Consider the following 26,171-nt stretch of genomic DNA (forward strand, 5'->3'; position numbering starts at 1 on the left):
TTCCGGGATCGCAAAAGCGCCCGCCCGCCGCGCACGAGGGCACGGCGGACGGGCGCTTCGTCAGCTAGCGGCGGTCGTTCTCGTGACCGTGCGAGTGGGCGTTGCCGTGACCGTTGGTCGGAGCGGGCATCGACTGCTGCACCTGCATGAGGAACTCGACGTTGCTCGAGGTCTCCTTGAGGCGGCCAAGGACGATCTCGAGCGCCTGCTGCTGGTCGAGCCCGGCGAGGGCGCGGCGCAGCTTCCAGGTGATCTTGACCTCGTCCTGGCCCATGAGCATCTCTTCGCGGCGGGTGCCGGAGGCGTTCACATCGACGGCCGGGAAGATGCGCTTGTCGGCCAGCTGGCGCGACAGGCGGAGCTCCATGTTGCCGGTGCCCTTGAACTCCTCGAAGATCACCTCGTCCATCTTGGAGCCCGTCTCGACGAGCGCGGAGGCCAGGATGGTGAGCGAGCCGCCGTGCTCGATGTTGCGGGCGGCGCCGAAGAAGCGCTTCGGCGGGTAGAGCGCCGACGCGTCCACACCACCGGAGAGGATGCGTCCCGACGCCGGAGCGGTCAGGTTGTAGGCACGTCCCAGGCGGGTGATGGAGTCGAGCAGCACGACCACGTCGTGTCCGAGCTCGACCAGGCGCTTGGCACGCTCGATGGCGAGCTCGGCGACGGTGGTGTGGTCCTCCGCGGGACGGTCGAAGGTGGAGGCGATGACCTCGCCCTTCACCGTGCGCTGCATGTCGGTGACCTCTTCGGGACGCTCGTCCACCAGGACCACCATGAGGTGCACCTCGGGGTTGTTGGCGGTGATCGCGTTGGCGATCTGCTGCATCACGATGGTCTTGCCGGCCTTCGGCGGCGCGACGATGAGGCCGCGCTGGCCCTTGCCGATGGGAGCCACCAGGTCGATGATCCGCTGGGTCACCTTCGACGGCTCGGTCTCGAGCCGCAGGCGCTCCTGCGGGTACAGCGGGGTCAGCTTGCCGAACTCGACGCGGGCGGCCGCCTCTTCCGGGGTCTGACCGTTGACCGAGTCGACCTTCACCAGCGCGTTGTACTTCTGGCGCGTGTTGTTCTCGTTGTCGCGCGGCTGGCGGATGGCGCCGACCACGGCGTCGCCCTTGCGGAGGCTGTACTTCTTGACCTGGCCGAGGGAGACGTAGACGTCGCTCGCACCCGGCAGGTAGCCGGTCGTGCGGACGAACGCGTAGTTGTCCAGAACGTCCAGGATGCCGGCGACCGGGATCAGGACGTCGTCGTCGGACAGTTCCGGCTCGAACTCATCGCCGGGAGCACCACCACGACGCTTGCGGTTGCGGTCGCGGTACCGGCCACCACGCTCGCCGTCGAGCTGCTGGTCGTTCTGCGGACCCTGCCCACGGCTCTGCTGGCCACCCTGCTGACCGCCCTGCTGCAGGTCCTTCGGCTGCTGGGACTGCTGGCCCTGCTGCGACTGCTGGCCCTGCTCGTTCTGCTGGGCGTTGTTCTTGTTGCGGTTGCGATTGCGGCGGTTGCGGCCGGAACCCTGCTGCTCGTTCGAGGCGTTGTCGCCCTGATCGCCCTGCTGCGAGTCGTCCTGGCGTGCTCCATCGGCCTGATCGGCCGGAGCCTGGTCGCCGCGGGACTGGTCGCCGCGAGTCTGGTCACCCGAGAACTGCTGGGCCTGGTCCTGCTCGCCCTGACCGTTCTGGCCGCGGCCGCGACGACGGCGTCCGTTGCCCTGACCCTGCTCGCCGTTCTGCTGGCCGCGGGCCTGCTCGCGGGAGGCGAGAGCGGAGTCGAGCAGTGCATCCACATCGGGGATGAGCGAGTCGACACCGGTGGCGCCGGAGTTGACGTGCGAGCCGGCGGCGACGCCGCTGACCGTGGAGTCTGTGTTCGTCGCGGTCTGCGATCCGCCCTGCTGCGCGTCCTGCGCGGCGGTGGAGTTCTGCCCGCCGACGGAGAGCTGGGTTCCATCCGGGCTGCTGGCGCGGCGGGAGCCGCGGCGGCGCGGTTCGCGGGCGGCGTCGGTCTGCGGCAGCACCGGCTCGCCCACGGTCGGCTCGACCCGCTCGGCGCCGGCCTGCTCAGCGATGAGCGGCTCGGCGATCAGCGGCTCGGTCAGCACCTGCGAAGCGGCGGCCGGCACGACCGGCTCGGCCTCGACGGCGTCTGCCGGCTCTGGCTGGACCGGCTCGGCGGCGTCGGCCGGAGCGGACGCTGCGCGAGCAGCGGCGATCGCCTCGACCAGCTCGCCCTTGCGGAGCCGGGTTGCTCCCTGGAGGCCCAGTCCGGCGGCGAGAGCTTGCAGCTCGGCCACCTTGAGGGTCGTCAGGTCGCTTGTGTCCACGCCCCCGGCGTGGAGTTCGACATCAGTCACGGAAGAGGATCCTTTCCCCCGGCGCGCCTTACGCGCCGTCTGTGAAGCTTCGTCACATGAACTGCCGGTACGTGCTGCGTTCTGATTCGCGCTACGTCGCCGCCCCGATTCCCCGTTGAGGGAGACCCGGGAGGGCAGGCAGGAGTGACGGCATGATTGCTAGGAGATCACCCGGAAGCTGGATTCGCTCGTGACGCGGGTTCTTCACGGGTGCGACTGCAGTTTACCACTTCAGCGCGAGCGCTCAGGACGTCACGCCGCCGGTGTGTCCGCCGGGGCTGTGTCCTGACGCGCCGCATCCTGCCGGGTCACCGTCGCGCCCTTGAAGTCGACCGCGAGCATGAGGGGCTGCCAGCGGGTCTGCGCCGACTCCTCCACGAGCTTCGCGGCCGCGAGGCGCTGACTCGGATCGCTCCCGAGCACCAGGATCGAGGGCCCGGCCCCCGACACGACGGCGGCGAAGCCCTGCTCCCGCAGGAGCGTGATCAGCCGATCGGTCTCCGGCATGGCGGACGCGCGGTAGCTCTGGTGGAGCTTGTCCTCGGTCGCCGCGTGCAGCAGCTCGGGGCTCTGGATGAGAGCGGCGACGAGCAGGGCCGAGCGCGAGAGGTTGAACACGGCATCCTCGTGCGGCACGGACTCCGGCTGGAGGCTGCGGGCGAGGGCCGTGGACATGACGTGCTCCGGCACGAGCACGAGCGGCGAGACGCCGCGGTGCACGATGAGCTTCTTGAAGCGCGGGCCGTCCGGTGTCACCCAGGCGATCGTGAGGCCGCCGAAGAGCGCGGGCGCCACGTTGTCGGGGTGGCCCTCCATGTCGTTCGCCAGCGCCAGCAGCTGCTGCGCGTCGAGGTCGACGACACCCTCCAGCAGCCCCTTGGCCGCCATGATGCCGGAGACGATCGCCGCGCCGGAGGATCCCATCCCCCGGCCGTGCGGGATGCTGTTGCGCGCACGCAGGCGGAGGCCGGGCAGCTCGACGCCGACCGCCTCGAAGGTGTGCGCGATGGCGCGGACGACCAGGTTGCTCTCGTCGGTGGCCACCTCGCCCTCGCCGACGCCGATGACCTCGACGGTCGCGCCGGGCTCATCGCGGACGGAGACCTCCAGCTCGTCGTACAGCGCGAGCGCCAGGCCGAGCGTATCGAAGCCGGGGCCGAGGTTGGCGCTGGTCGCCGGGACCTTGACGACGACGGTGCGACCGCGGAGGTCGGGCGAGCTCACGCGGTCGCCTCGGCGTTCGCGGCGGCGGATGCCGACGGGTCGGCGACCAGCCCGAGCACATCGGCGATGGCCGTCGTGTCGACCGGCACGACGGTCGGCTGCACGTCGGAGCCGTCGGCCGTGCGGAGGGCCCACTGCGGGTCCTTCAGACCGTGACCCGTCACGGTGAGCACGACGGTCGCGCCCGCCGGGATGACCCCGGCCGCGGACCTCTCCAGGAGTCCCGCCACGCTGATCGCGGACGCCGGCTCGACGAAGATGCCGACCTCGGCGGAGAGGATGCGGTGCGCCTCCAGGATCTTGGCGTCGTCGATCGCGCCGAAGTAGCCTTCGCTGTCGTCGCGGGCGTTGAGCGCGAGCTCCCATGACGCCGGGTTGCCGATGCGGATCGCCGTGGCGATGGTGTCGGGCTCCTTGACCGCGTGGCCGAGGACGATCGGCGCACTGCCGGCCGCCTGGAACCCGAACATGCGCGGCAGCTTCGTGGTCTCGCCGCGCTGCAGCTCCTCGCTGTAGCCGCGATGGTACGCGGTGTAGTTCCCCGCGTTGCCGACGGGCACGATGTGGAAGTCCGGTGCGTCGCCGAGCGCCTCGACGACCTCGAACGCCGCGGTCTTCTGGCCCTCGATGCGGTCCGGGTTGACCGAGTTGACCAGGTGCACGGGGTAGTTGGTGGCGAGCTCGCGCGCGATGTCGAGACAGTCGTCGAAGTTGCCCTGCACCTGCAGCAGCTGAGCATTGTGCGCGATGGCCTGGCTGAGCTTGCCCATCGCGATCTTGCCCTCGGGCACGAGCACCACGGCCTGGATGCCCGCGTGCGTCGCGTACGCCGCCGCCGACGCCGAGGTATTGCCGGTGGAGGCGCAGATGACGGCCTTCGCGCCGTGCTCGACGGCCTTCGAGATGGCCATGGTCATGCCGCGGTCCTTGAACGACCCGGTCGGGTTCATGCCCTCGAACTTCACCCAGACGTCGGCGCCGGTCCGCGCGGACAGCGCAGGGGCCGGGATGAGCGGGGTGCCACCCTCGCCGAGCGTGACGATCGGAGTCGCGTCCGTGATGTTCAGGCGGTCCGCGTACTCGCGGAGGACACCTCGCCACTGACGACTGTTGGCCTTCGGCTGGGGCATTACGATCCTTCGACTCGGAGAACGGAAGAGATGGCGATCACGACGTCGCTCGCCGCGAGAGCCTCGACGGTGGCCGCGAGCGCGGCCTCCTCGGCTTCGTGGGTGCCGATCACCAGGGTAGCGGTGGGCGTCGCGCGCCCGTGAATCGAGGCGCCCGGCTCTGTCGCTGCGTTACCCGCGATGACGACAGGCGACGTGTGGCTGGGAACGGACTGCTGCACGGTCTCGACGCTGACGCCGCCGTCGCTCAGGATGCGCGCGACCGCGGCCAGCACGCCCGGCTGGTCCTCCACATCCAGAGTGATCTGGTAGCGCGTCACGACCCGGCCGACGTCGAGCACCGGCAGGTCGGAGTGGGTCGACTCGGCGACGCCCGGGCCGCCGACGACATGGCGGCGAGCTGCGGACACCACGTCGCCGAGCACGGCGGACGCCGTCTCGACCCCGCCGGCGCCGGCGCCGTAGAACATCAGGTCGCCGGCGGCGGCAGCCTGAACGAACACCGCGTTGTGCGCGCCGTGGACGGCCGCGAGGGGATGATCCCGGCTCACCAGTGCGGGGTAGACGCGTGCGGAAACGCCCTCCTCCCCCGTCTCGCGGTCGGTCAGGCGTTCGCAGATCGCCAGCAGTTTGATGACGGCCCCGGACGCTCGCGCCGCATCCACCTGCGCCTTGGTCACGCTGGTGATGCCCTCGCGGTAGACGCGGTCGAGCGGAACGGTGGTGTGGAAAGCGAGGCTGGCGAGGATCGCGGCCTTCTGCGCCGCGTCGTACCCGCCGATGTCCGCGGTCGGGTCGGCCTCCGCGTATCCGCGCTCGGTGGCGGTGGCGAGCGCGTCCTGCAGGGTCTCACCGTTCACATCCATGCGGTCGAGGACGAAGTTGGTGGTGCCGTTCACGATGCCGAGGATGCGGTTGACGCGGTCCCCCGCGAGGCTGTCGCGCAGCGGGCGGATGATCGGGATGGCGCCGGCGACGGCGGCCTCGTAATACAGCTGCGCACCGACCTGCTCCGCGGCCTCGAACAGTTCCGGGCCGTGCGTCGCGAGGAGCGCCTTGTTCGCGGTGATGACATCGGCGCCCGAGTTGAGCGCCTCCAGCACGTAGCCACGGGCCGGCTCGACTCCGCCCATCAGCTCGACGACGATGTCCGCCCCGAGGATGAGGGAGCTCGCGTCGGTCGTGAAGAGCTCGCGCGGCAGATCCGCGTCGCGGGGCGCATCCACGTCGCGGACGGCGATCCCGACGAGTTCGAGCCGTGCGCCGACGCGGGAGGCGAACTCGTCACCCTGGTCGAGCAGGAGCCGGGCGACCTGGGATCCCACGGAGCCCGCGCCGAGCAGGGCGACACGGAGGTTTCGGTATTCGATCATGCCTGGCTGCGCTCCTTCGCGGTGCTGCGGGTGGCCGGGATGCTGCGGGTGGCGGAGGCCGACGGCTCGTACGCGGTGTCGCGGGCGAGGAGGTCCTCGATGGTCTCGCCGCGCACGATCACGCGGGCCGCGCCGTCGAGGACGGCGACGACAGGAGGCCGGCCGACGTGGTTGTAGTTGCTGGACAGGGGCCAGCAGTAGGCGCCGGTCGCCGGGACGGCGAGCAGGTCGCCCGGCTCGACATCGCCCGGGAGGTACTCGGCGTTCACGACGATGTCGCCGCTCTCGCAGTGCTTGCCTGCCACACGCACGAGTGCGGGCGCGGCCGGCGAGGTTCGGTTCGCGATGCGGGCCGAGTAGTCGGCCTCGTACAGTGCGGGGCGGGCGTTGTCGCTCATCCCGCCGTCGACGCTGACGTAGCGCCGGATGGCCGTCTCGCCGTCGTCCTGGAAGACCACGGGCACGTCCTTCGTCGTGCCGACGGTGTAGAGGGTGAGTCCAGCGGTGCCGATGATCGAGCGACCCGGTTCGAATGCCACGACCGGCGTCGGGATGTCGAGCTCCTCGCATCCCGCGGCCACGGTCTCCGCGATCCGCCGGGCGAGATCGCCGATCGGCGCGGGGTCGTCGGCGGACGTATAGGCGATCCCGAAACCGCCGCCCAGGTTCAGTTCCGGCACGTCGCCGCCCGCCAGCAGCTGCTTGTGCAGCCTCAGGAGGCGCGCCGCCGACTCCGCGAAGCCGTCCGCGCCGAAGATCTGCGAGCCGATGTGGCAGTGCAGCCCGCGGAACGCCAGCGACGGAAGCGAGCGGATGCGCTCAACGGCGTCGACCGCGTGCTCGATCCCGATGCCGAACTTCTGGTCTTCGTGGGCTGTCGCCAGGAACGCATGGGTGTGGGCGTGCACACCGCTGTTCACACGGAGCCGGACGCTCTGGCGCACGCCGTGGCGGTCGGCGGCCTCGGCGATCCGGTCGATCTCCTGCAGGCTGTCGATGATGATCGCGCCGATGCCGACCTCGACGGCCCGGTCGATCTCGGCGAGGGACTTGTTGTTGCCGTGGAAGCCGAGACGCTCCGGGTCGACTCCCGCCGCGAGCGCGACAGCGAGCTCGCCGCCGGAGCACACGTCGATGAAGAGGCCGGCTTCGGCCATCCACCGGGCCACTTCGACGCTCAGGAACGCCTTGCCCGCGTAGTAGACCTTCGCGCCCGTTCCGACCTCGGCGAAGGCCTCGTCGAACGCCTGGCGAACCTCGACGGCCCGCGAGCGCGCATCGGCTTCGTCGATGACGTAGAGCGGGGTTCCGAAACGCTCGGCAAGAGCTGCGGCCGGGACACCCCCGACGGTCAGCTCACCGTCGGCGCGGGTCGTGGTCCGCGACCAGAGGCCGGGGGCCAGGGCGTTCGCGTCGGCCGGGACATGCAGCCACGACGGGGCGAGTGGATTCGGTGCACCGGCGGGCGCGGCGGAGTCGGGAAAGGCCATAGGGATCCTCACGGGTCGCGACGAGTGGGGGCCTCCTAGGCGAGCGGACCCGGATTGGTCCCTGAAGCCGGATGGAGAGAGCACGAGAAGTCTATCCAGGACGGCGGAGCCGTTCGGTGCGTATTACGAACAGCTCCCCTTGCTGTTCAAAAAGGCTTCGTTCATCACGAAATCCGAGGCGGTGAACGTGACCGTCGCACGCCCGGGCCGCACGGCGATGTCGGACACCTGCACGCCATCCGGGAGGTACTGGGCGGCGCATACCGGGTACGGTCCCTGCGACGTGAGCGTCTCCAGGAGGCGGCCCAGATCGACGCTGCCTGCCCCCGTCTTCAGCGACGCCTTGTCCGCTGTGAGCAGGACCTCTTTACCGGCCGCCTTCGGGGTCGCCGTCACCGTGTAGCCGACCGGCAGCCCGAGCAGCTTGATGGTGCCGTCGTAGCCGATGGTCCCGTCGCCGAGGGAGATGTCGCCCGTCGCCCCGGGGATCTGAACGAGCTTGTTGAGCGAGTCCTCGCTGATGGAGATGGTCCCCGTGGCATCGGCGATGGGTTTCGAGAAGTCGGTGGGAACGCCGGTCGCGACGAGCTTCGCGCTCACCGGCGCACCCTGGACCACGAGGTTCGGCGCCGAGAGGTCCACCTGCTGGAACGAGCCGGCCAGGTACTGCTGAAGCACCGAGAAGCCGCCGATGTGCGTGTCGATCTGACCGCGGATGTCGGCGGGCAGGCTCTTCTCGATCTCATCCGACACCCGCTTCTCGGCGTAGGCGCGCGCAGCGACGTCGGCCACCGCGAGCAGCACGACGATGACGACGAGCGGGATGCCGATCCAGAGCAGCAGGCGCGGCAGACGGCGTCGACGGCGTGGAGCCGCCTCCGGTGCAGGGAGCACCTGCGTCGTGTTGTCGCTCATCCGTTCGCCGCCTCTCACATACGGTCGGGCGCCGAGACGCCCAGCAGCCCGAGTCCGTTGCGGATGACCTGGCCGGTGGCGTCGTTGAGCCAGAGCCGGGTGCGGTGCAGGTCGGTCACCGGCTCCTCACCGTGCGGCAGGACGCGGGTCGAGCCGTCCCTCACCGCGTACCACGCGTGGTAGAGGCCGGCGAGCTCCTCGGTGTAGCGGGCGATCCGGTGCGGCTCGCGGAGCTCGGCGGCCAGGGCGACGATGCGCGGGAACTCCTGAAGTCCGCCCAGCAGTGCGGACTCGGTCTCGTGCGTCAGCAGCTCGGGAGCGAACACGCTGCGGTCGACGCCGGCCTTCTCGGCGTTGGCGGCGACGCTGCGGGTGCGGGCGTGCGCGTACTGAACGTAGTAGACCGGGTTCTCGTTGCTGCGCTTGGTGAGCAGGTCGAGGTCGATGTCGAGCTGCGAGTCGGTGGACGAGCGCACCAGCGCGTACCGGGCGGCATCGACACCGACCGCATCCACCAGGTCGTCGAGGGTGACGATCGTTCCCGCGCGCTTCGACATCCGGACCGGCTCGCCGTCCTTGACGAGGTTGACGAGCTGGCCGATGAGGATCTGGAGATTGACGTTCGGAACGTCGCCGAACGCCTCCACCATCGCCATCATGCGGCCGATGTAGCCGTGGTGGTCGGCGCCGAGCATGATGATGTTCTGCTCGAAGCCGCGCTCGCGCTTGTCGAGGTAGTAGCCCAGGTCGCCCGAGATGTAGGCGGGCTCGCCGTTGGAGCGGATGACGACGCGGTCGCGGTCGTCGCCGAAGGTGGTAGTCCGCAGCCAGATCGCGCCGTCGGCCTCGAAGATGTGCCCCTGCTCGCGGAGGCGCTCGATGGCCCGCTCCACAGCGCCCGACTCGTGCAGCGAATCCTCGTGGAAGTACACGTCGAAGTCGACGCCGAAGGTGTGCAGGCGGTTCTTGATCTCCTCGAACATCAGCTGCGTCCCGATGGAGCGGAACACCTCCTGCTGCTGCTCCCGCGGCAGGGCGGAGAGGTCGGTGCCCTGCGCGCTCGCCTCGGCGACGACGCGCTCCGCGATCTCGCCGATGTACGCGCCGCCGTAGCCGTCCTCCGGGGTCGGCTCGCCGAGGTAGGCGGCGAGCAGGCTGCGGGCGAAACGGTCGATCTGCGAACCGTGGTCGTTGAAGTAGTACTCGCGGGTCACATCCGCACCCTCGGCCTGCAGGATGCGCGCGAGGCTGTCGCCGACGGCCGCCCAGCGCGCGCCGCCGATGTGGACGGGCCCGGTCGGGTTGGCGGAGACGAACTCCAGGTTGACGCGCAGTCCGTCCAGAGCGGTGCCGTGGCCGTAGGCCTGTCCGGCTTCGATGATCGTCTGTGCCAGCTGGCCGGCGGCGGCAGCCTCCAGCCGGAAGTTGATGAACCCGGGGCCGGCGACCTCGGCGGAGGCGACGCCGTCGATTCCCGCCGCGGCGGCCGCGATCTGCTCGGCGAGCTCGCGCGGGTTCGCTCCGACCTTCTTGGCGAGCCGCATGGCGACGTTGGACGCCCAGTCGCCGTGGTCGCGGTTCTTGGGCCGCTCCAACGGAACGTCGTCGACGGTCAGGGTGAGCTGCGGGATGCTCGCGTCGGCCTCGCGTCGCTGCTCGAGAACCGTCGTCACGATGTCGAGCAGGGCGGCGGAGAGGTCAGCGGGAGTCATGAGCAACGATTCTACCGGGAGCGAGCGCGCCTCCCGGATGCCGGTGCGCCCTGGCAGTTCGGACCCTCCTCGAATTGATAGGGTCATCGCGACGTGCGCTCCCGTACAGCCGCGCCGAGCACAGAGACGAGTCGCCAGATGACCACCACCACCCGCCGTTTGTCCCTTGTCGCCACCCTCACGGTGGCGGGCCTCGCTGCCGCTTCCGCTCTCGCCGGATGCGCGCCATCGGCGACGCCCGCGCCCTCCGCGAGCCGGACGGCGGGCGCCACCCACAGTGCGACCGCCACCCCGCCCAAGACCCCGCTGCCCGTGGTGACCCCCACGGCGCCGACGACTCCCGTCGGGCTGACCTGCGACCAGGTGGTCACGGCGGACCAGCTGTACGCGTACAACCCGAACTTCGGCGTCGACCCGGGCTACGCGGCCGCGGACGGCTCGCTGGAGAAGAAGATCGTCGACTGGAAGGGCGTCTCCTGCGGCTGGCTCAACCAGACCAGCAAAGAGGTCATCCAGATCGCGGTCGCCAAGCCGCCGGTGGATGTGATGGAGAGCCTCAAGAACGCGGCGATCACCGACTCCAAGCCGGTGCCGACGTACGGGGTCCCGCCGCAGGTCGAGGGGTACTTCAAGCCGGGCAAGACCGGCCAGGTGCAGATCTTCCGCGGGCCGTACTGGATCGTCGCGGAATCCACCGCCTTCTTCGAGCCGGGCGACGCCGGGCCGCTGATGCAGAGCGTGCTGGGGAACGTCCCCGCTTCCTGATCCGCGCGGGCCGCGTCACGACCCGCTGTGCGGGGATGCTAGCCTGGAAGAGCACCCTGGCCCCCATAGCTCAGGGGATAGAGCGTCTGCCTCCGGAGCAGAAGGCCGTAGGTTCAAATCCTACTGGGGGCACCCTTTCTCACTCGGCACCGATTCCCTTTCCGAGAGCCGCATGGACTGTTCGTATTTCGACGCCGGCGTGTGCCGCTCGTGCACGCTGATGGGTGTCCCGTACGCCGAACAGCTGGAGGGCAAAGACCGTCTCGCCCGCGAGTTGCTTGCGCCGTTCGGCGACGCCGAGTGGCTGCCGCCGGTCGCGAGCGCCGAGGCGGGCTACCGGAACAAGGCCAAAATGGTCATCGGCGGTACGGCGGATGCGCCCACGATCGGCATCCTCGACGAGGCCGGCCGGGGCGTGGATCTGCGGAGGTGCGGCATCTGCTCTCCCGGCATCGGTGCCGCTCTGCCGGTGCTCGCGCGCTTCATCACGCGACAGCGCCTCGAACCGTACCGCGTGCCGGAGCGGGCCGGCGAGCTGAAGTTCGTGCTGGTGACGGAGTCGCCGGACGGCGAACTGATGGTGCGCTTCGTCGCCCGCTCGGAGCAGACGGTGGACCGCGTCCGGGCCGGGCTGGATCGGCTCCTCGCCGAGCTTCCCGCCGCGCGCGTGGTGACCGTCAACCTCCAGCCCGAGCACAAGGCGGTGGTCGAGGGCGAACGGGATGTGGTGCTCACCCGGGAGTCGGCGCTGCCGATGCGGCTGGGGCCCGTGTCGCTGCGGTTGCGTCCGCAGAGCTTCTTCCAGACGAACACGGCGGTCGCGACGGAGCTCTACGCGCAGGTGTCGGCGTGGGTCGACGGGATCGCTCCCGCCTCCGTCTGGGACCTGTACTGCGGCGTCGGCGGCTTCGCACTTCACGTCGCGGCGCCCGGACGCCGTGTCGTGGGCGTCGAGACCAGCCGCGAGGCGGTCCGCAGCGCGCGGGCGAGCGCGGCCGCCGCGGGCCTGCCCGAGGTGGCGTTCCGGGCCGGCGACGCCACTGCGTTCGCGCTGGGGGCAGCAGCGGCTCCCGACCTCGTGATCGTGAACCCGCCGCGACGTGGGATCGGCGCTGACCTGTCGGGCTGGCTGGAGTCGTCCGGAGGCCCTCACGTCGTCTACTCGAGCTGCAACCCCAAGAGCCTCGCCCACGACCTGGCCCGGATGCCGTCGTACCGCATCCAGGCCGGCCGTGTGCTCGACATGTTCCCTCAGACCGGCCACATGGAGGTGGCGGTCCTGCTCGAGCGGAGCTGACCGGGACCCGCTGGGCCAGCGGCTCAGCGGGTCACCGGTTCAGCGGGTCACCAGTTCAGCGGGTCAGCTGGCTGCGGCCTCGCGCTTGGGGAGCTTCCAGCCCGGGCGCACGAAGTGGCAGGTGTACCCCCACGGGATGCGCTCCAGGTAGTCCTGGTGCTCCGGCTCGGCCTCCCAGAACGCACCAGCCGGGGTCACCTCGGTGACCACCTTGCCCGGCCACAGGCCGGAGGCGTCCACGTCGGCGATGGTGTCCTCGGCGATGCGGCGCTGCTCGTCGTTCTCGTAGAAGATCGCGGAGCGGTAGCTGGTGCCCACATCGTTGCCCTGACGGTTCTTCGTCGACGGGTCGTGGATCTGGAAGAAGAACTCGAGCAGGTCGCGGTAGCTGGTCCGCTCCGGGTCGTACTCGATCTCGATGGCCTCGGCGTGGCCGTCATGGTTGCGGTAGGTGGCGTTCTCGACGTCGCCCCCGGTGTAGCCCACGCGGGTGTCCGTCACGCCGGGGAGCTTGCGGATGAGGTCCTCCATGCCCCAGAAACAGCCTCCTGCGAGGATCGCCTTCTGCGTCATTGTCGTCTCCTTGTTGTCGTTACTTCTGGAAAAGGTGGGCGTACTGGCCGTAACCGGCCTCGTCGAGCTCGGCGAGCGGGACGAAGCGGAGCGCAGCGGAGTTGATGCAGTAGCGCAGTCCTCCGGCCTCGGCGGGACCGTCGTCGAACAGGTGGCCGAGGTGGCTGTCACCGTGTGCGGAGCGGACCTCGGTGCGGACCATCCCGTACGTGCGGTCCGTCTTCTCGACGATGTTGGCAGGCTCGACCGGGACGGTGAAGCTCGGCCATCCCGACTGGCTGTCGTACTTGTCGATGGACGCGAAGAGCGGCTCGCCCGACACGATGTCGACGTACAGGCCCTCCTCGTGATTGTTCCAGAGCGCGTTGCGGAACGCCGGCTCGGTGGCCGCCTCCTGCGTGACCGCGTACTGCTGCGGCGTCAAGCGGCCGACTGCCTCCGGGGTCTTGCGGTAGTCCTGTGTCACGTTTCCTCCTCGTGCGGCGCGCTGGCTGCTGCGCCGTCAGTAGATGGAACACACGACCCCGTCCAGTTGGTCCCGCGGTTGCTGTGAGTTCGCCGAGTGCGAAATGACGCGGCGGATGTGCGCCGCCACCAGCTCCCATTCGCCCAGGACCTGCGCGGCGGAGACACGCAATCGCTGCAACCCTCGCGCTGCAAGGATCGCATCCCGGGCTCGATCGCGCTCGAACTGATCCCGATCGTGATGGAACGCGAATCCGTCGATCTCGAGGTACAGAACTCCGTCGACCCGCATGTCCACCCGGCCGACCCCCACCACGTGCACCTGCTGCTCCACGATGTGCCCGGATCGCTCAAGCCGCTGCCGCACGATCGACTCGACACCCGAGTCCGAGCCCGGCCGGGCGAGACCCCCGCGAGCGCGCACATTCATCGGCTGTCCCGCAAGCAACTCGCGGAGCGCGCCGGGGCTGGTGAGCCCTGCGGTGATTGCCGTGTCGAAGACGGCAACGGCTGTCTCTTGATCCGCGCAACGAGCCACCGATCTCAAACAGTCGCCCACGCTGACACGCCAGAGTTCGGCGTGACGCTCGACGCGAGACCAGTGGCGGACGTGTCCGTCATGCGGGCCAGCCCGCGCATTCGGCGCGTACTGCAGGTGAAGGCGCCTATCATCACCGGCCCACAATCCGTAGCTGCGAGCCGCGCTCACACATGAGAGGCGTCCTTTTGCGAGCACTGCGGCGATGGCTGTTCGGGGTGCCGAAGGCAGCGCGTAGAAGCCCTTTCGCAGCCGCATCAGGGCGCCGCTGCGCACGGCCGCTGCGAGGTCGGCGGAGGAGGCGCCGGTAGCGCGCAGCTGGTGGGCGGAAACGATGCCACCGAGTCGGGAGGCGGTCGCGAAATCGATCATGACCCGAGGCTCCCATCGCGCTTCCGACGGCGGCGGCCCGAGGCCGAATCTGTGCACAACCATGCCGGCCCGCCAAATGTGGAAATTAGGAAATCAGATGCCGAATCTCCTTCGATGAGCACTACTGAAGGAGATTCGAACGCGAAACGTCCAGATCTCCTGCGCTGCGGAGGGGTAGACGCATGGGGCGGCCGCGCCCTAGCCTGGCGCCGTTCCGAGAGCATCGACCACCCGTTCACAGCACCGAACGAAGGAACACGTATGCCGAACCCCACCATCGTCCTCGTCCACGGAGCCTGGGCCGACGCCTCCAGCTGGAATCCCGTCATCACCGACCTGCGCAGCCGCGGCTTCACCGTGCTCGCGCCCCCGAACCTCCTGCGCGGGGCAGCCGGCGACGGCGCCTACGTCGCATCCTTCGTCGCCCAGCGCACCGAGGGCCCGGTGGTGCTGGTTGGGCACTCGTACGGCGGCGCCGTCATCAGCGCCGGTGGTCTCGGTGGCGGCGACGTGCGAGCCCTCGTCTACATCGACGCCTTCCTCCCCGATGAGGGCGAGACGGTCTTCAGCCTGCTCGGGGGTTCCGGCTCCGCGCTCGACGTGCCGGACCCGACGACCGTGCTCGACATCGTCGGCTTCCCCGGCGCCGAGGAGGGCAACGCGGATGCGTACCTCAAGCCGTCGACCGTTCACCAGTCGTTCGCCCAGGACCTGCCGGAGGAGGCACGCGACCAGATCGTCGCGGGCCAGCGGCCGATCTCCCTGGCGGCCAACACCACCCCGGCCGGTCCGGGTGCCTGGCAGAGCCGTCCCGTCTGGGCCGTGGTGGGAACGGAGGACAAGGTGATCCCGCCTGCTCTGCAGCGCCGGATGGCGGAGCGGGCCGACGCGACGATCATCGAGACCCCGTCGAGCCACGTCTCGATGCTGTCTGCGCCCGACGTCGCTGTTGGCGCGATCGTCGCCGCGGCCGAGTCGATCGCCTGAGCCGCCCGACCGCGCGAACGGATTCGAACGAAGGCCTACGGCCGGGCTTCGTGACCCGGTTCGCCGGCGGTCCGCCGCTCCTCCTTGAGCTCCGCCTCGAAGAGGTGCCGACGGCCCCCGGCGAGCCGGTCGCGTGCCTCCTTCTCGAGCTCGCGGAACAGCGCGTAGTAGCCGTCGTCGTAGTCCTCGACGATCTGGAAGGTCCACCGCCCGTCGATGACGTTCCGGCCGACGAGCTCCCGGTCGATGCGGTCGGCGAGTTCGGCGTGCCCGGCGTCACGCAACTTCGTCACGGCCTCGCCGAGCGTGAGGTCGGCCTTGCCGGTCAGCCGGTGGAAGCCGTACAGCAGCCCGCGCGCATGCTCGACCACTTCGAGCGCTTCGGACAGAGAGCCGAGCGCGTCGACGGTCGCGTCGTCGAGGCCCTCCGGCCGGGTGTGGGCGTCGTCCGGGCCGTCGGCCTGGGGCGCTTGGTCGCTCATCGGTTCTCCTCAGCAGTCGTTCTCGGCGCAGGGATGTCGTCGCGGTCGATCGTGACCGGCTCGCCGTCCGCCTCCCGGATCACGGGGATGGCGTCGGTGAACTGCTGCGCCCGCTGCTCCCCCTCGCGGGTGCCGCTGAACAGCCGGCCCTCCTCCTCGCTGCGCGCCCGCGGCGGACGCTCGAGCGCCTCCGTCGGTTCGGCCAGCTCGATGCGCTGGCGCGGGAGCGACGTGGGCGAGTAGCGCTGCATCCAATCGACCAGGCGTTCGCGCACGAGGCAGCGGAGGTCGAACAGGGTCGGTGCGTCCTTCGCCGTGACCAGCACCCGGACGCGAACCCATCCGCCGACGGCGTCGGTGACCTGCAGGATCCCCGTGCGCTTGTCCCACAGGTCGGTGTCGGCGAGCACCCGGTTCAGCTCGGCGCGCATCCCACCGGTCGAGACGCGCCAGTCGAGGTCGAACTCCACAGCGCCGAGGAGCTCGCTGTGCTGGCGCGTCCAGTTCTCGAACGGCTTCGTCGTGAAGTAGGTGGACGGCAGCACGAGCCGCCGGTCGTCCCACACGTGCACGACGACGTAGGTGAGCGTGATCTCCTCGACGGTCCCCCACTGCTGCTCCACGACCACGACGTCGTCGATCCGGATCGCGTCGGAGAAGGCGAGCTGGATGCCCGCGAACAGATTCGCGAGGCTCGACTGGGCGGCGACACCCGCGATGATCCCGACGATGCCGGCGGAGGCGAGAAGGCTGGCACCGGCGGCCTGGAGCGCGGGGAAGGTCAGCAGGATCGCGCCCAGCCCGATGACGACGGCCGCGACGACGGTGAGCCGGCGCAGAATGAGCACCTGGGTGCGGACCCGGCGGGCGTAGCGGTTGTCCGGCACATCCAGCCGGTATCGCTGCAGGCCCAGATCCTCGACGAAGATGACGAGCGCCGCCGCGAACCAGACGCCGGTGGCGATCGCGAGGATCAGGAACGTGTGGTGGACGCCGCTCCGCCAGGCGTCGGTCGTGTCCGGCGGCAGGGTCAGCGCCACGGCGATCCACAGCACGATGACGAGCAGGAACAGGCGGAATGGGACGCGCGAGCGGCGGATCAGGAGCGCCGGCCACTGCCTCCGGCGTCCGATCAGCCGCAGGGTCAGGGCGAGGATCGCCGTCAGCGCCACCGCGGCGATGACGGCCAGGAGGCAGGCGAGGGCGAGGGCGGGCCAGCTGCGCAGGGGGAACACGTGTCGACGGACTCCTCGGTCGGATTCGCGATGGAGTGTACGCGCGCAGGCCCGGAGGTTCGACCCGCCCTCGCAACACGAAGGCGTCGGTACTAGCGTGTCCCTTCGGGCGCTTGTCCCGACGAACGCGTGAAGGAGCGGCAATGGCAGCGACACGGACACTCTTCATCGGCGGGACGGGCGTGATCAGCTCGGCCTGCGTGGCGGAGGCGCTGGACCAGGGCCACGACGTCACGGTGGTGAACCGCGGCAACAGCTCGATCCGTCCCCTGCCCGACGGTGTGGAGGTGCTGCACGCCGACATCCGCGACCCCGAGAGCGTCCACCGGGTGCTCGGCGAGCGAAGCTTCGATGTCGCTGCCGAGTTCCTGTCGTTCACCCCCGAGCACGTGCGGACGGACTTCTCGCTGTTCGAAGGCCGGGTCGGCCAGTTCGTCTTCATCAGCTCGGCCTCGGCCTACCAGAAGCCGCCGTCGCGCGTCCCGGTCACCGAATCCACTGCGCTCAGGAACCCGTTCTGGCAGTACTCCCGCGACAAGATCGCCTCGGAGGACCTGCTGATGGAGGCGTACCGTGACCGCGGTTTCCCCGTGACGATCGTCCGCCCGTCGCACACATACGACCGCACGATGATCCCGACGACGGGCGCATGGACGGACCTGGCCCGGATGCGACGCGGCGCACCTGTGGTCGTGCACGGCGATGGCACCAGCCGCTGGACCATCACCCACAACACCGACTTCGCGGTCGCCTTCGTGGGGCTGCTTGGGCGTCCGGAGGCCGTGGGCGACAGCTTCCACATCACCGGGGACGAAGCACCGACCTGGGACCGGATCTACTGCGACCTCGCGGAGGCGCTCGGCGTCGAGGCCGACCTGGTCCACGTCGCCAGCGAGTCGATCGCGGCCGCCATCCCCGAGGCTGGGCCGGGGCTGCTCGGCGACAAGGCGCACTCGATGCACTTCGACAACAGCAAGGTGAAGGCCCTCGTGCCGGGGTTCCAGGCGCGGGTACCCTTTGCGCGCGGCGCCGGCGAGATCGTGGAGTGGTATCTCGCCGACGCCGAGCGGCAGAAGGTCGACCCCGACCTCGACGCCGCCTTCGACCGGCTGGTCGATCACGCGCGCGCCTTCGCCTGAGCCGCCTCCGGGTGGGACGCTACTTCGTGTAGCCGCCGGACGACGTCGAGGATGAGGAGGTCATCTTCGTGCCGTCGGGGCCGACGACCCACCAGATCCCGGCGAAGCCCTGTCCGGTGACGTCTCCGGCCGAGGTGTCCTGAGCGAACGTGTACAGCGGGCGGCCGTCGAGCGTGACCTGCTTCTTGCCGTCGACGCCGGTGATCGTTCCGACGGTCCCGCTGACGCCGGTGACCGCCGGGTGGTCGCTGGTCGCCTCGATCGCCGGCCACTGCGCGGCGCAGGCGCCGGTGCAGACGCTCTTTCCCGAATTCGGGGTGTCCTTGTCGAACACGTAGGCGGTGAGGCCTTTGCCGTCGACGACGACCGTCCCGAGCGTGGTCGAACCGGTCTTCAGCACGGCGGCTCCGGACGCGGAGGCACCCGACGTGCTGGACGACGACGGGGACGACGAGTTCCCGGGCGTCGAGTAGAGACCGCCACCCCCGCCTCCCGACGAGCAGGCGGCGAGCGCGAGCAGCGCGGCGGCGGCTCCGGCGGTCAGTGCGGCGATGCGGATGCGTGCAGTTGTGGTTCTCATGAGCGGATTCCCTTCCACCCTGTGCACGCTGCCCGGGCCCCGAATGGTTCAGGTTCTGAGAGAAGAATCAGGCTCGTTTCGCAACAAGAGCTTTACTATAAAGAAACTTTCCTGATACATTCACGCGAAAGCATCGTTCCAACGAAGGGATGAGGATGACCGGACCGGTTCGGGGCACCCCCGGGTGGCTGCGCGAGACCAACGACCGCACTGCGCTGTCGCTGCTGCTCGAACACGGCGTCCTCACCAGGAACCGCATCGGCGAGCTCTCCGGCCTCTCCAAGCCGACCGCCGCCCAGATGGTGTCGCGGCTCGAGACGGCCGGTCTCATCCACGTCGTCGGCGAGGTCTCCGGCGGACGCGGCCCCAACGCCGCGAGCTACGCCGTCCGCGCCGACCGGATGCTGGCCGTCGCGATCGACATCGACGCGGAGGTCATCCGCTCGACGGTCGTGGACGCCGTCGGCGACGAACGCCCGATCGCGGTCACCCCGCTCGCCGGCCGCTCCCCCGAAGTGGATGTGCGGCTCGCGATCGACGCTGCCTGCGAGGCCGCCGGAACCGCGCCCGAGCGCGTCGGCGCCGTCTGCATCGGCGTCCAGGGCGCACTCGACCCCCGGACCGACGAGCTGACGTACATCGAGACGCTCCCGGACTGGCCCAAGCAGGGCATCCGCCGCCGCCTCGGCGACGCGCTCGGCATCGCCGTCCGCATCGACAACGACGTGAACCTCGCCGCCCTCGCCGAGCGCACCGACGGCGCGGGGCGCGACACCGGCGGCTTCGCCCTGCTCTGGATGGGCGAAGGTCTCGGCCTGTCGGTCGATCAGGGCGGCAGCGTCCACCGCGGCGCGTCGGGGGGCGCCGGTGAGATCGGCTACCTGCCCATCCCTCGCTCCGCGGCCGAGTTGGATGCGGACGCCCGCGACCTGCAGGACCTCATCGGCGGTCCCGCCGTCAAGCGGCTCGCCGAGGCGCACGGGCTGTCGCCCGAGCTCGCCGGTCCGGCAGCCGCCCGCGAGGCCTTCCTCCACGAACTCGCCCGGAGGGTCGCCGTCGGCGTGGTGCCCGTGCTCGCCCTGCTCGACCCCGAACTCGTCGTGCTCGGGGGCGCGACCGGCCTGGCCGGCGGCCCGCGCCTCGCCGAGCTCGTCACCTCCGAGCTCCGCCCCGACTGGGGCGACCGCAGCGTCGTCGCGACCGGCGTCGCTGCCCATCCCGTGCTCCGCGGAGCCCGGGAGCACCTCATCGGCGACGTGCGCGACGCGCTGTTCGCCGAAGTGTCGCGGATCGCACCGTAGCGATCCGCGTCCGACCCTGCACCGTCCACCCTGCACCATCCACCCGCACCACCAGCAGTGAGGGAGTCACCCGTGAAACACCGTCATCTCATCGCCGCGGCCGCGATCACCGCCGCCGCCGCGCTCGCCCTCTCCGGGTGCTCCGGAGGCTCGGGAGGCGCGTCCTTCAGCGACAGCACCCCGAAGGATCTGAGCGGCACCGTGTCGTTCTGGCACTTCTTCTCCGATCGCGAGGCGAAGGTGATCCAGTCGGTCGTCGACGACTTCGAGAAGAAGTATCCGAAGATCACAGTCGACGTCCACTCCGGCCAGGACGACGAGAAGCTGCAGAAGGCGATCGCCACCGGCAGCAAGGTCGACGTCGGCCTCTCGTACTCCACCGACATCGTCGGGAACTTCTGCTCGAACGGCGCGTTCCGCAGCCTGAACAAGGTGATCGAGCGCGACGGCGTCGACATGGGCCAGTTCTCCGACACCGTGAAGTCGTACACCGAGTACAAGGGCACGCGCTGCGCGATGCCGATGCTCGCGGACGTGTACGGCCTCTACTACAACAGGGACCTCCTGCAGGCCGCCGGCTTCACCGCGCCGCCGAAGACCCTCAGCGAACTGGAGTCGATGGCCGAGAAGCTCACGACGTTCAACGCGGACGGCTCGATCAAGACCCTCGGCTTCAACCCGACCATGGGCTGGTACGAGAATTCGGCCGCGCACTACGGCCCGGCCGCGGACGCGAAGTGGCTGAAGCCCGACGGCACCAGCGCCATCGGTTCCAGCGAGGGCTGGAAGGAGCTGATGACCTGGCAGAAGGGGTTCGTCGACAAGATCGGGTGGGACAAGCTGAACACGTTCACGTCGGGTCTCGGCCAGGAGTTCTCGGCTGACAACGCCTTCCAGACCGGGCAGGTGGCGATGAACCTCGACGGCGAGTACCGCACGGCGTTCATCGACGACCAGGCCAAGCAGCTGAACTACGGAACGGCGCCCTTCCCGACCGCGGACGGCCACACCGAGCTGTACGGCGGCGGCTACATCACCGGCAACATCATCGGCATCTCCAAGGGCTCCAAGCAGCCCGAGCTCGCCTGGGCGCTTCTGAAGTACCTGACGACCGACACCGACGCCGTCGTGAAGCTCGCCAACGGACTGAAGAACGTGCCGACGACCAAGGATGCGCTGAATTCGCCGAAGCTGGAGGTGTCGGAGCAGTACAAGACGTTCCTCGACGTCTCGGCCGACAAGAACGTCCAGACCACACCCGCCAGCCCCCTGGGCGCCGGCTACCAGCAGTCCTTCGAGGACTGGTGGAACAAGTACCAGAGCCAGGGCGGCGACCTCGATGCGGGCCTGAAGGCGGTCGACAAGCAGATCGACGACGCGCTCGCGCTGAGCACAGGACCGTGAGCCGGACGCCATGACAGCGACCATCGATCGTGCGGGGCGGGTCGCCGCCCGCCCCGCACGGCGCTCCCCCGCACGCCGGCGGCGGGCCCTCGTGACGCTGGCGCTCCTGGCGCCCGCGCTGCTGGGACTGCTGATCTTCTTCGTCTACCCGCTCATCGCATCCATCTACTACTCGTTCACGCGCTTCGACCTCGTGTCGGCGCCGCAGTGGATCGGGCTGCGCAACTACGAGTACCTGTTCACTCAGGACCCGAACGTGTGGCTGGCGACGCTGAACACGCTCTGGTTCGTGGTGATCTGGGTGCCCGTGAAGACCGCGTTCGCACTGCTGATCGCCGGCCTCCTCGCCCGCGCGCGCCGCGCCTCCGGCATCTGGCGGACCGTGTTCTACCTGCCGGCCCTCGTGCCGCCGGTCGCCAGCGTCGTCGCGTTCGTGTTCCTGTTCAACCCGGGCACCGGGCCGGTGAACCAGGTGCTCACCTGGTTCGGGATCAAGGGCCCGCTGTGGTTCAACGACCCCGCGTGGTCGAAGCCCTCGCTGGTGCTCCTGGGGATCTGGGTCATGGGCGACATCATGATCATCTTCCTGGCCGCGCTGCTGGATGTGCCGCGCGAGCAGTACGAGGCGGCCTCGCTCGACGGGGCGAGCGGGGTGCAGAAGGTCCGCTACGTGACCATGCCGTCGATCTCGCCGGTGCTGCTGTTCGCGGCGGTGACGGGTGTGATCGCGGCGATCCAGTACTTCACGGAGGCGGCGGTGGCCTCCTCCGTGGCGTCCGGCAAGGCGGTGGTGGGCCAGGGCATCTCGACCAACCTCGGCTACCCGGACGGCTCCCTCCTGACCTACACGCAGTGGCTGTATGTGCGTGGATTCGGGACGTACCAGCTCGGGTACGCCTCCGCCCTGGCGGTGCTGCTGTTCGTCGTCGCGGCCGTCATCCTCGTCCTGCTGCTCCGCCGCTTCACGGCGTTCACCCCGGAAGGCGCGCAATGACCTCCGCAACTCTCAGCCCCGGTACCGCGGCGCCCGAGCGCCCACCCGCGCCCCGCCGCATCCCGAGCCCGCGTTCGGCACGCGCCCGCCACATCCTGGCCTGGATCGCGGAGCATGCCGTGCTCGTCGTCCTCGCGGTGCTGTTCATCGCACCCATCGTGTTCGTGTTCCTGACGTCGCTGATGTCGAGCGAGCAGACGCTGACCGCGTCGCTGTGGCCGCAGCCGTTCCAGTGGGACAACTACGTGAAGGTGTTCACGACGGTCCCGCTCGCGCAGTGGTTCGCGAACTCGGCGCTGTACGCGGTGCTGGCCACCGTGTTCATGCTGGTGTCGAGCATCCCGGCCGCCTATGCGCTCGCCAAGATCCGGTTCCGCGGCTCGGGTGTCCTGTTCACGGTCATCATCATCGCGATGCTGCTGCCGCCGCAGGTGACCGCGATCCCGATCTACGTGATGTGGTCGCAGCTGGGGCTGACCGGGACGCTGTGGCCGCTGATCCTGCCGAACCTGCTGGGCGACGCGTTCTCGATCTTCCTGCTGAGGCAGTTCTTCCTGACCATCCCCACCGAGTACTCGGACGCCGCGCGCATCGACGGCAACGGCGAGTTCGGCGTCCTGTGGCGGGTCGTCATCCCGATGGCGAAGCCAGGAATCGCTGCCACCGCGATCTTCCTGTTCTTCGCGTCGTGGAACGACTACTACGGTCCGCTGCTGTACACGTCCGAGAACCCGGCCGCGTGGCCGGTAGCGTACGGTCTGGCGTCGTTCCGCGGCGTCCACGGCACCGACTGGGGGCTCACCATGGCGATGACGATGCTCGTCACCTTGCCGGTCGTCCTCATCTTCTTCTTCGCCCAACGCGTCTTCGTGGAGGGCATCACACTCACCGGCGTGAAGGGATAACTCGTGAAACTGACGGTCGTCGGAGGCGGCTCCACCTACACCCCCGAACTCATCGACGGCTTCGCCCGGCTGCGGGACGTGCTGCCGATCGAGGAGCTGTGGCTCGTCGATCCCGATCCGGAGCGCCTCCGGCTCGTCGGCGGGATGAGCCAGCGGATGTTCCGCGCGGCCGGGCACACCGGCCGTGTCGTCCCTACCTCGGATCTCGTGGCGGGCGTGGCGGATGCGGACGTCGTGCTGCTGCAGCTCCGTGTGGGGGGCCAAGCGGCCCGGCACGGGGACGAGACGTGGCCGCACGAGTGCGGCTGCATCGGCCAGGAGACGACGGGTCCCGGCGGCTTCGCCAAGGCGCTGCGGACGGTTCCGGTGGTCCTGAGGGTGGCGGAGGAGGTCCGTAAGCACGCCAAGCCGGATGCGTGGATCGTCGACTTCACCAATCCGGTCGGCATCGTCACGCGCGCGCTGCTCCAGGAGGGTCACCGTGCGGTCGGACTCTGCAATGTCGCGATCGGGTTCCAGCGCCGGTTCGCTGCGCTGCTGGAGGTCACCCCCGGCCAGGTGCAGCTCGGACACATGGGCCTCAACCACCTGACGTGGGAGCGCTCGGTGCGCGTGACGGATGCGACGGGCACCCGTGACGCCCTCCCCGAGCTGCTCGACTCCCGGCTGGAGCAGCTCGCCGGAGAGGTCGACCTGCCCGCGTCGCTCCTGCGCCTGCTGGGCGACGTCCCCAGCTACTACCTGCGCTACTACTACGCCCACGACGAGGTGCTGCGCGAGCAGCTCGACTCCCCCACGCGCGCCGAAGCCGTGCAGCGGGTGGAGCGCGAACTGCTGGAGCTGTACGGCGACCCGGCAGTCGACACCAAGCCGGAGCAGCTGGCCCAGCGCGGCGGAGCGTTCTACTCCGAGGCGGCCGTCGATCTGATCGCATCCCTCACCGGCGACCGCGGCGACGTGCAGGTGGTCAACCTGCGCAACGACGGAGCGCTGCCCTTCCTCCCCGACGACCACGTCATCGAGGTGCCGGCGACGGTGGATGCGCGCGGCGTCACCGCGCTGCCGATCGACCCGCTGCCGGCCGACCACGCGGGGCTGATCGCCCACGTCGCCGGCTACGAGCGCCTCGCCCTCGACGCTGCCGTTCACGGCGGCCGCGACCGCGTCCTGCGTGCGATGCTGGCGCATCCACTCGTCGGTCAGTACGACCGGGCCGAGCGGCTCACCGACCTCCTGATCGCGCACAACCGCGAGCATCTGGAGTGGGCCCGGTGAGCGGCGGGTCGTCACCGCTGGTCATCGCCGTCGACGGCGGCGGCTCGAAGACGGACGCGGTCGCGCTCGAGCTCGACGGGACGGTGGTCGCGGAGGCGCGCGGCCACACCTCCAGTCCTCACGTGCTCGGCACGCGCGGATCCGCCGACTTCGTCGCCGGCCTGATCGGGCAGTTGCTGGAGCAGACCGGTCCGCGCCCGATCGCTGCGGCGAATCTGTACCTCTCCGGCCTCGACCTGCCGAGCGAGATCGAGGCCTTCCGGAGCGCCATCGCGGGAACCGCGTGGGCGGGGGCGACGGTCGACAACGACCTGTTCGCCCTGCTCCGCGCCGGCACGGGAGAGCCGGACGCCGTCGCGGTCGTCTGCGGCACCGGCATCAACTGCGTCGGCGTGCGCGCCGACGGCCGCGTCGTGCGGTACCCCTCCCTCGGGATGATCTCGGGCGACTGGGGCGGCGGCTGGCACCTCGGCGAGCGCGCCCTCTGGTTCGCCGCGCGCGCGGTCGACGGCCGCGGGGAGGCGACCGTGCTGGCCGAGGCGGTCCCGGCCGCTTTCGGACTGGAGACGGTGCAGGATGTGATCGAGGCCATCCACTTCGGACGGCTGGCGGGCCACGACCTCGCCCGGCTCTCCCCGACGCTCTTCGCCTGCGCGCGCCAGGGCGACCCGGTCGCCATCCGCGTGGTCGAGGACCAGGCCGAGGAGATCGTGACGATGGCGGTCACCACCCTGCGCCGCCTCGATCTGCTCGACCGGCCGGTCCCCGTGGTGCTCGGCGGCGGGGTCATCGGCAGTCGCGACGAGCGGCTGCTCGGGACGATCGATCGTCAGCTCGGCGAACGCGCGCCGCACGCGCGGATGGAGCTGGTTACGGCAGCGCCCATCCTCGGCGCCGCGCTGCTCGCCCTCGAGTCGGCGGGCGCCGGCCCCTCCGCGATCGAGGCCGCCAGAAGCACTCTGGAGGAGCGCCCCGCCGCAGTGGTTCAATAGCCCCACGAACCACGATCGCTCCACCGAACGCGCGCGGATGGTCGAGGAGCAGCTCGCCCGCCGCGGGATCGAGGACCAGCGCGTCCTCGATGCGATGCGCCGTGTGCCCCGCCACCTGTTCGTGGAGGCCGCGGCGGCGCCCTACGCCTACCAGGACCACCCGATGCCGATCGGCGACGGGCAGACCATCTCGCAGCCGTACATCGTCGCGCTGATGCTAGAGGCCGCCCGCATCGGGCCGGAGGACACGGTGCTCGACGTCGGCACCGGCTCGGGATATGCCGCGGCGGTCACCGCGGAACTCGCCCACCGCGTCGTCAGCATCGAGAGGCATCCCGATCTCGCCGTCGGCGCGGCCGCCACTCTGGAGGCGCTCGGCTACCGGGTCGAGGTGGTCACCGGCGACGGGACGCTCGGCTGGCCCGCCGGCGCGCCGTACGACGCGATCGTGGCCGCGGCGACCGGGCCGTCCGTCCCGGCGCCGTGGGTGGAGCAGCTGGCCCCGGGGGGCCGGATCGTGATGCCGGTGGGCCGGCCGGGACGGTCGCAGCACTTGGCCGCATTCACGCGCGGCGACGACGGAGCCCTGACGGAGACCGCCCTCGGCGCGGTCGCCTTCGTCCCCCTCGTCGGCGCCCACGCCTGGCCCCGCTAACGCCCCCCTCCG

Annotated in this window: 24 protein-coding genes and 1 tRNA gene; 12 read left to right on the forward strand and 13 right to left on the reverse strand. The window is 70.0% G+C overall.

Annotated elements, in window-relative coordinates:
- Window positions 1-64: 64 nt before the first annotated feature.
- The 7 genes from rho to argS all read right to left on the reverse strand — a co-directional run bounded on the left by rho (window position 65) and on the right by argS (window position 10,200).
- Entirely contained in the window at window positions 65-2,356 is a 2,292-nt protein-coding gene (rho, locus tag P3F85_RS10465) for a transcription termination factor Rho (RefSeq protein WP_374007297.1), read from the reverse strand.
- Window positions 2,357-2,608: 252 nt separating this feature from the next.
- On the reverse strand, window positions 2,609-3,580 hold the full coding sequence (gene thrB / locus P3F85_RS10470; RefSeq protein WP_374007299.1) for a homoserine kinase: 972 nt from the start codon (window positions 3,578-3,580) through the stop codon (window positions 2,609-2,611).
- Window positions 3,577-4,710 (reverse strand): threonine synthase, encoded by a 1,134-nt coding sequence (gene thrC / locus P3F85_RS10475; protein ID WP_374007301.1) that lies wholly within the window; start codon window positions 4,708-4,710, stop codon window positions 3,577-3,579. Before thrC ends, thrB begins: the two co-directional genes overlap by 4 nt.
- A complete protein-coding gene (locus P3F85_RS10480) occupies window positions 4,710-6,083 on the reverse strand; it encodes a homoserine dehydrogenase (protein ID WP_374007303.1) in 1,374 nt (457 codons plus the stop codon). The genes thrC and P3F85_RS10480 overlap by 1 nt, the downstream gene beginning before the upstream one ends.
- Window positions 6,080-7,573 (reverse strand): diaminopimelate decarboxylase, encoded by a 1,494-nt coding sequence (lysA, locus tag P3F85_RS10485; RefSeq protein ID WP_374007305.1) that lies wholly within the window; start codon window positions 7,571-7,573, stop codon window positions 6,080-6,082. Before lysA ends, P3F85_RS10480 begins: the two co-directional genes overlap by 4 nt.
- Window positions 7,574-7,696: 123 nt before the next feature.
- Window positions 7,697-8,488: a DUF2993 domain-containing protein gene (locus P3F85_RS10490; RefSeq protein WP_374007307.1), complete on the reverse strand. Its 792-nt coding sequence runs from the start codon at window positions 8,486-8,488 to the stop codon at window positions 7,697-7,699.
- A 14-nt stretch (window positions 8,489-8,502) separates the two neighbouring features.
- A complete protein-coding gene (gene argS, locus P3F85_RS10495) occupies window positions 8,503-10,200 on the reverse strand; it encodes an arginine--tRNA ligase (RefSeq protein ID WP_374007309.1) in 1,698 nt (565 codons plus the stop codon).
- Window positions 10,201-10,338: 138 nt separating this feature from the next.
- Between argS and P3F85_RS10500 the strand changes: the two genes are divergently transcribed.
- The 3 genes from P3F85_RS10500 (at window position 10,339) to rlmC (ending at window position 12,262) form a co-directional block, all read left to right on the forward strand.
- Window positions 10,339-10,965, forward strand: a complete 627-nt coding sequence (locus tag P3F85_RS10500) for an iron ABC transporter ATP-binding protein (protein ID WP_374007310.1) — start codon at window positions 10,339-10,341, stop codon at window positions 10,963-10,965.
- Between the two features lie 59 nt (window positions 10,966-11,024).
- Window positions 11,025-11,097 (forward strand) — tRNA-Arg (locus P3F85_RS10505).
- 40 nt (window positions 11,098-11,137) lie between these two features.
- Window positions 11,138-12,262: a 23S rRNA (uracil(747)-C(5))-methyltransferase RlmC gene (gene rlmC, locus P3F85_RS10510; protein WP_374007312.1), complete on the forward strand. Its 1,125-nt coding sequence runs from the start codon at window positions 11,138-11,140 to the stop codon at window positions 12,260-12,262.
- 63 nt (window positions 12,263-12,325) lie between these two features.
- On the opposite strand, the gene msrA is transcribed toward rlmC, so the two are convergent.
- Genes msrA through P3F85_RS10525 form a run of 3 tightly spaced genes read right to left on the reverse strand, consistent with a single transcriptional unit; the run spans window position 12,326 to window position 14,210 of the window.
- Window positions 12,326-12,835: a peptide-methionine (S)-S-oxide reductase MsrA gene (msrA, locus tag P3F85_RS10515; protein WP_374007314.1), complete on the reverse strand. Its 510-nt coding sequence runs from the start codon at window positions 12,833-12,835 to the stop codon at window positions 12,326-12,328.
- Between the two features lie 19 nt (window positions 12,836-12,854).
- A complete protein-coding gene (gene msrB, locus P3F85_RS10520; RefSeq protein WP_374007315.1) occupies window positions 12,855-13,301 on the reverse strand; it encodes a peptide-methionine (R)-S-oxide reductase MsrB in 447 nt (148 codons plus the stop codon).
- Window positions 13,302-13,337: 36 nt separating this feature from the next.
- The gene (locus P3F85_RS10525) at window positions 13,338-14,210 is read right to left on the reverse strand and encodes a type IV toxin-antitoxin system AbiEi family antitoxin domain-containing protein (RefSeq protein ID WP_374007316.1); all 873 of its coding nucleotides are present in this window, start codon (window positions 14,208-14,210) and stop codon (window positions 13,338-13,340) included.
- A gap of 261 nt (window positions 14,211-14,471) precedes the next feature.
- Here P3F85_RS10525 and P3F85_RS10530 point away from each other — a divergent pair, with 261 nt between their 5' ends.
- On the forward strand, window positions 14,472-15,197 hold the full coding sequence (locus P3F85_RS10530; protein ID WP_374007317.1) for an alpha/beta fold hydrolase: 726 nt from the start codon (window positions 14,472-14,474) through the stop codon (window positions 15,195-15,197).
- Between the two features lie 35 nt (window positions 15,198-15,232).
- On the opposite strand, the gene P3F85_RS10535 is transcribed toward P3F85_RS10530, so the two are convergent.
- Together P3F85_RS10535 and P3F85_RS10540 are read right to left on the reverse strand one after the other, a co-directional pair.
- Window positions 15,233-15,679 (reverse strand): hypothetical protein, encoded by a 447-nt coding sequence (locus P3F85_RS10535; protein ID WP_374007319.1) that lies wholly within the window; start codon window positions 15,677-15,679, stop codon window positions 15,233-15,235.
- A complete protein-coding gene (locus P3F85_RS10540; protein ID WP_374007320.1) occupies window positions 15,676-16,914 on the reverse strand; it encodes a mechanosensitive ion channel family protein in 1,239 nt (412 codons plus the stop codon). Before P3F85_RS10540 ends, P3F85_RS10535 begins: the two co-directional genes overlap by 4 nt.
- Window positions 16,915-17,057: 143 nt before the next feature.
- On the opposite strand from P3F85_RS10540, the gene P3F85_RS10545 reads away from it, so the two are divergent.
- On the forward strand, window positions 17,058-18,053 hold the full coding sequence (locus P3F85_RS10545; RefSeq protein WP_374007321.1) for an NAD-dependent epimerase/dehydratase family protein: 996 nt from the start codon (window positions 17,058-17,060) through the stop codon (window positions 18,051-18,053).
- 19 nt (window positions 18,054-18,072) lie between these two features.
- On the opposite strand, the gene P3F85_RS10550 is transcribed toward P3F85_RS10545, so the two are convergent.
- Window positions 18,073-18,633 (reverse strand): hypothetical protein, encoded by a 561-nt coding sequence (locus P3F85_RS10550; RefSeq protein ID WP_374007322.1) that lies wholly within the window; start codon window positions 18,631-18,633, stop codon window positions 18,073-18,075.
- Between the two features lie 155 nt (window positions 18,634-18,788).
- On the opposite strand from P3F85_RS10550, the gene P3F85_RS10555 reads away from it, so the two are divergent.
- From P3F85_RS10555 to P3F85_RS10585, 7 genes are all read left to right on the forward strand, one after another.
- Window positions 18,789-19,934 carry an ROK family protein gene (locus P3F85_RS10555; RefSeq protein ID WP_374007324.1) on the forward strand — a complete coding sequence of 382 codons (1,146 nt, stop codon included), beginning with the start codon at window positions 18,789-18,791 and terminating at the stop codon, window positions 19,932-19,934.
- Window positions 19,935-20,006: 72 nt separating this feature from the next.
- Window positions 20,007-21,338, forward strand: a complete 1,332-nt coding sequence (locus P3F85_RS10560; RefSeq protein ID WP_374007325.1) for an ABC transporter substrate-binding protein — start codon at window positions 20,007-20,009, stop codon at window positions 21,336-21,338.
- A gap of 10 nt (window positions 21,339-21,348) precedes the next feature.
- Complete coding sequence (locus tag P3F85_RS10565) at window positions 21,349-22,332, forward strand: carbohydrate ABC transporter permease (protein WP_374007326.1); 984 nt, start codon at window positions 21,349-21,351, stop codon at window positions 22,330-22,332.
- The gene (locus P3F85_RS10570) at window positions 22,329-23,237 is read left to right on the forward strand and encodes a carbohydrate ABC transporter permease (RefSeq protein WP_374007328.1); all 909 of its coding nucleotides are present in this window, start codon (window positions 22,329-22,331) and stop codon (window positions 23,235-23,237) included. The genes P3F85_RS10565 and P3F85_RS10570 overlap by 4 nt, the downstream gene beginning before the upstream one ends.
- 3 nt (window positions 23,238-23,240) lie before the next feature.
- Complete coding sequence (locus P3F85_RS10575; RefSeq protein WP_374007330.1) at window positions 23,241-24,512, forward strand: 6-phospho-beta-glucosidase; 1,272 nt, start codon at window positions 23,241-23,243, stop codon at window positions 24,510-24,512.
- Entirely contained in the window at window positions 24,500-25,504 is a 1,005-nt protein-coding gene (locus P3F85_RS10580) for an N-acetylglucosamine kinase (protein WP_374007332.1), read from the forward strand. The genes P3F85_RS10575 and P3F85_RS10580 overlap by 13 nt, the downstream gene beginning before the upstream one ends.
- A 37-nt stretch (window positions 25,505-25,541) precedes the next feature.
- The gene (locus P3F85_RS10585; protein ID WP_374007334.1) at window positions 25,542-26,159 is read left to right on the forward strand and encodes a protein-L-isoaspartate(D-aspartate) O-methyltransferase; all 618 of its coding nucleotides are present in this window, start codon (window positions 25,542-25,544) and stop codon (window positions 26,157-26,159) included.
- Window positions 26,160-26,171: the final 12 nt, after the last annotated feature.

This window comes from Leifsonia sp. T36S-04 (genome assembly GCF_042465655.1).
GTDB lineage: Bacteria > Actinomycetota > Actinomycetes > Actinomycetales > Microbacteriaceae > Leifsonia.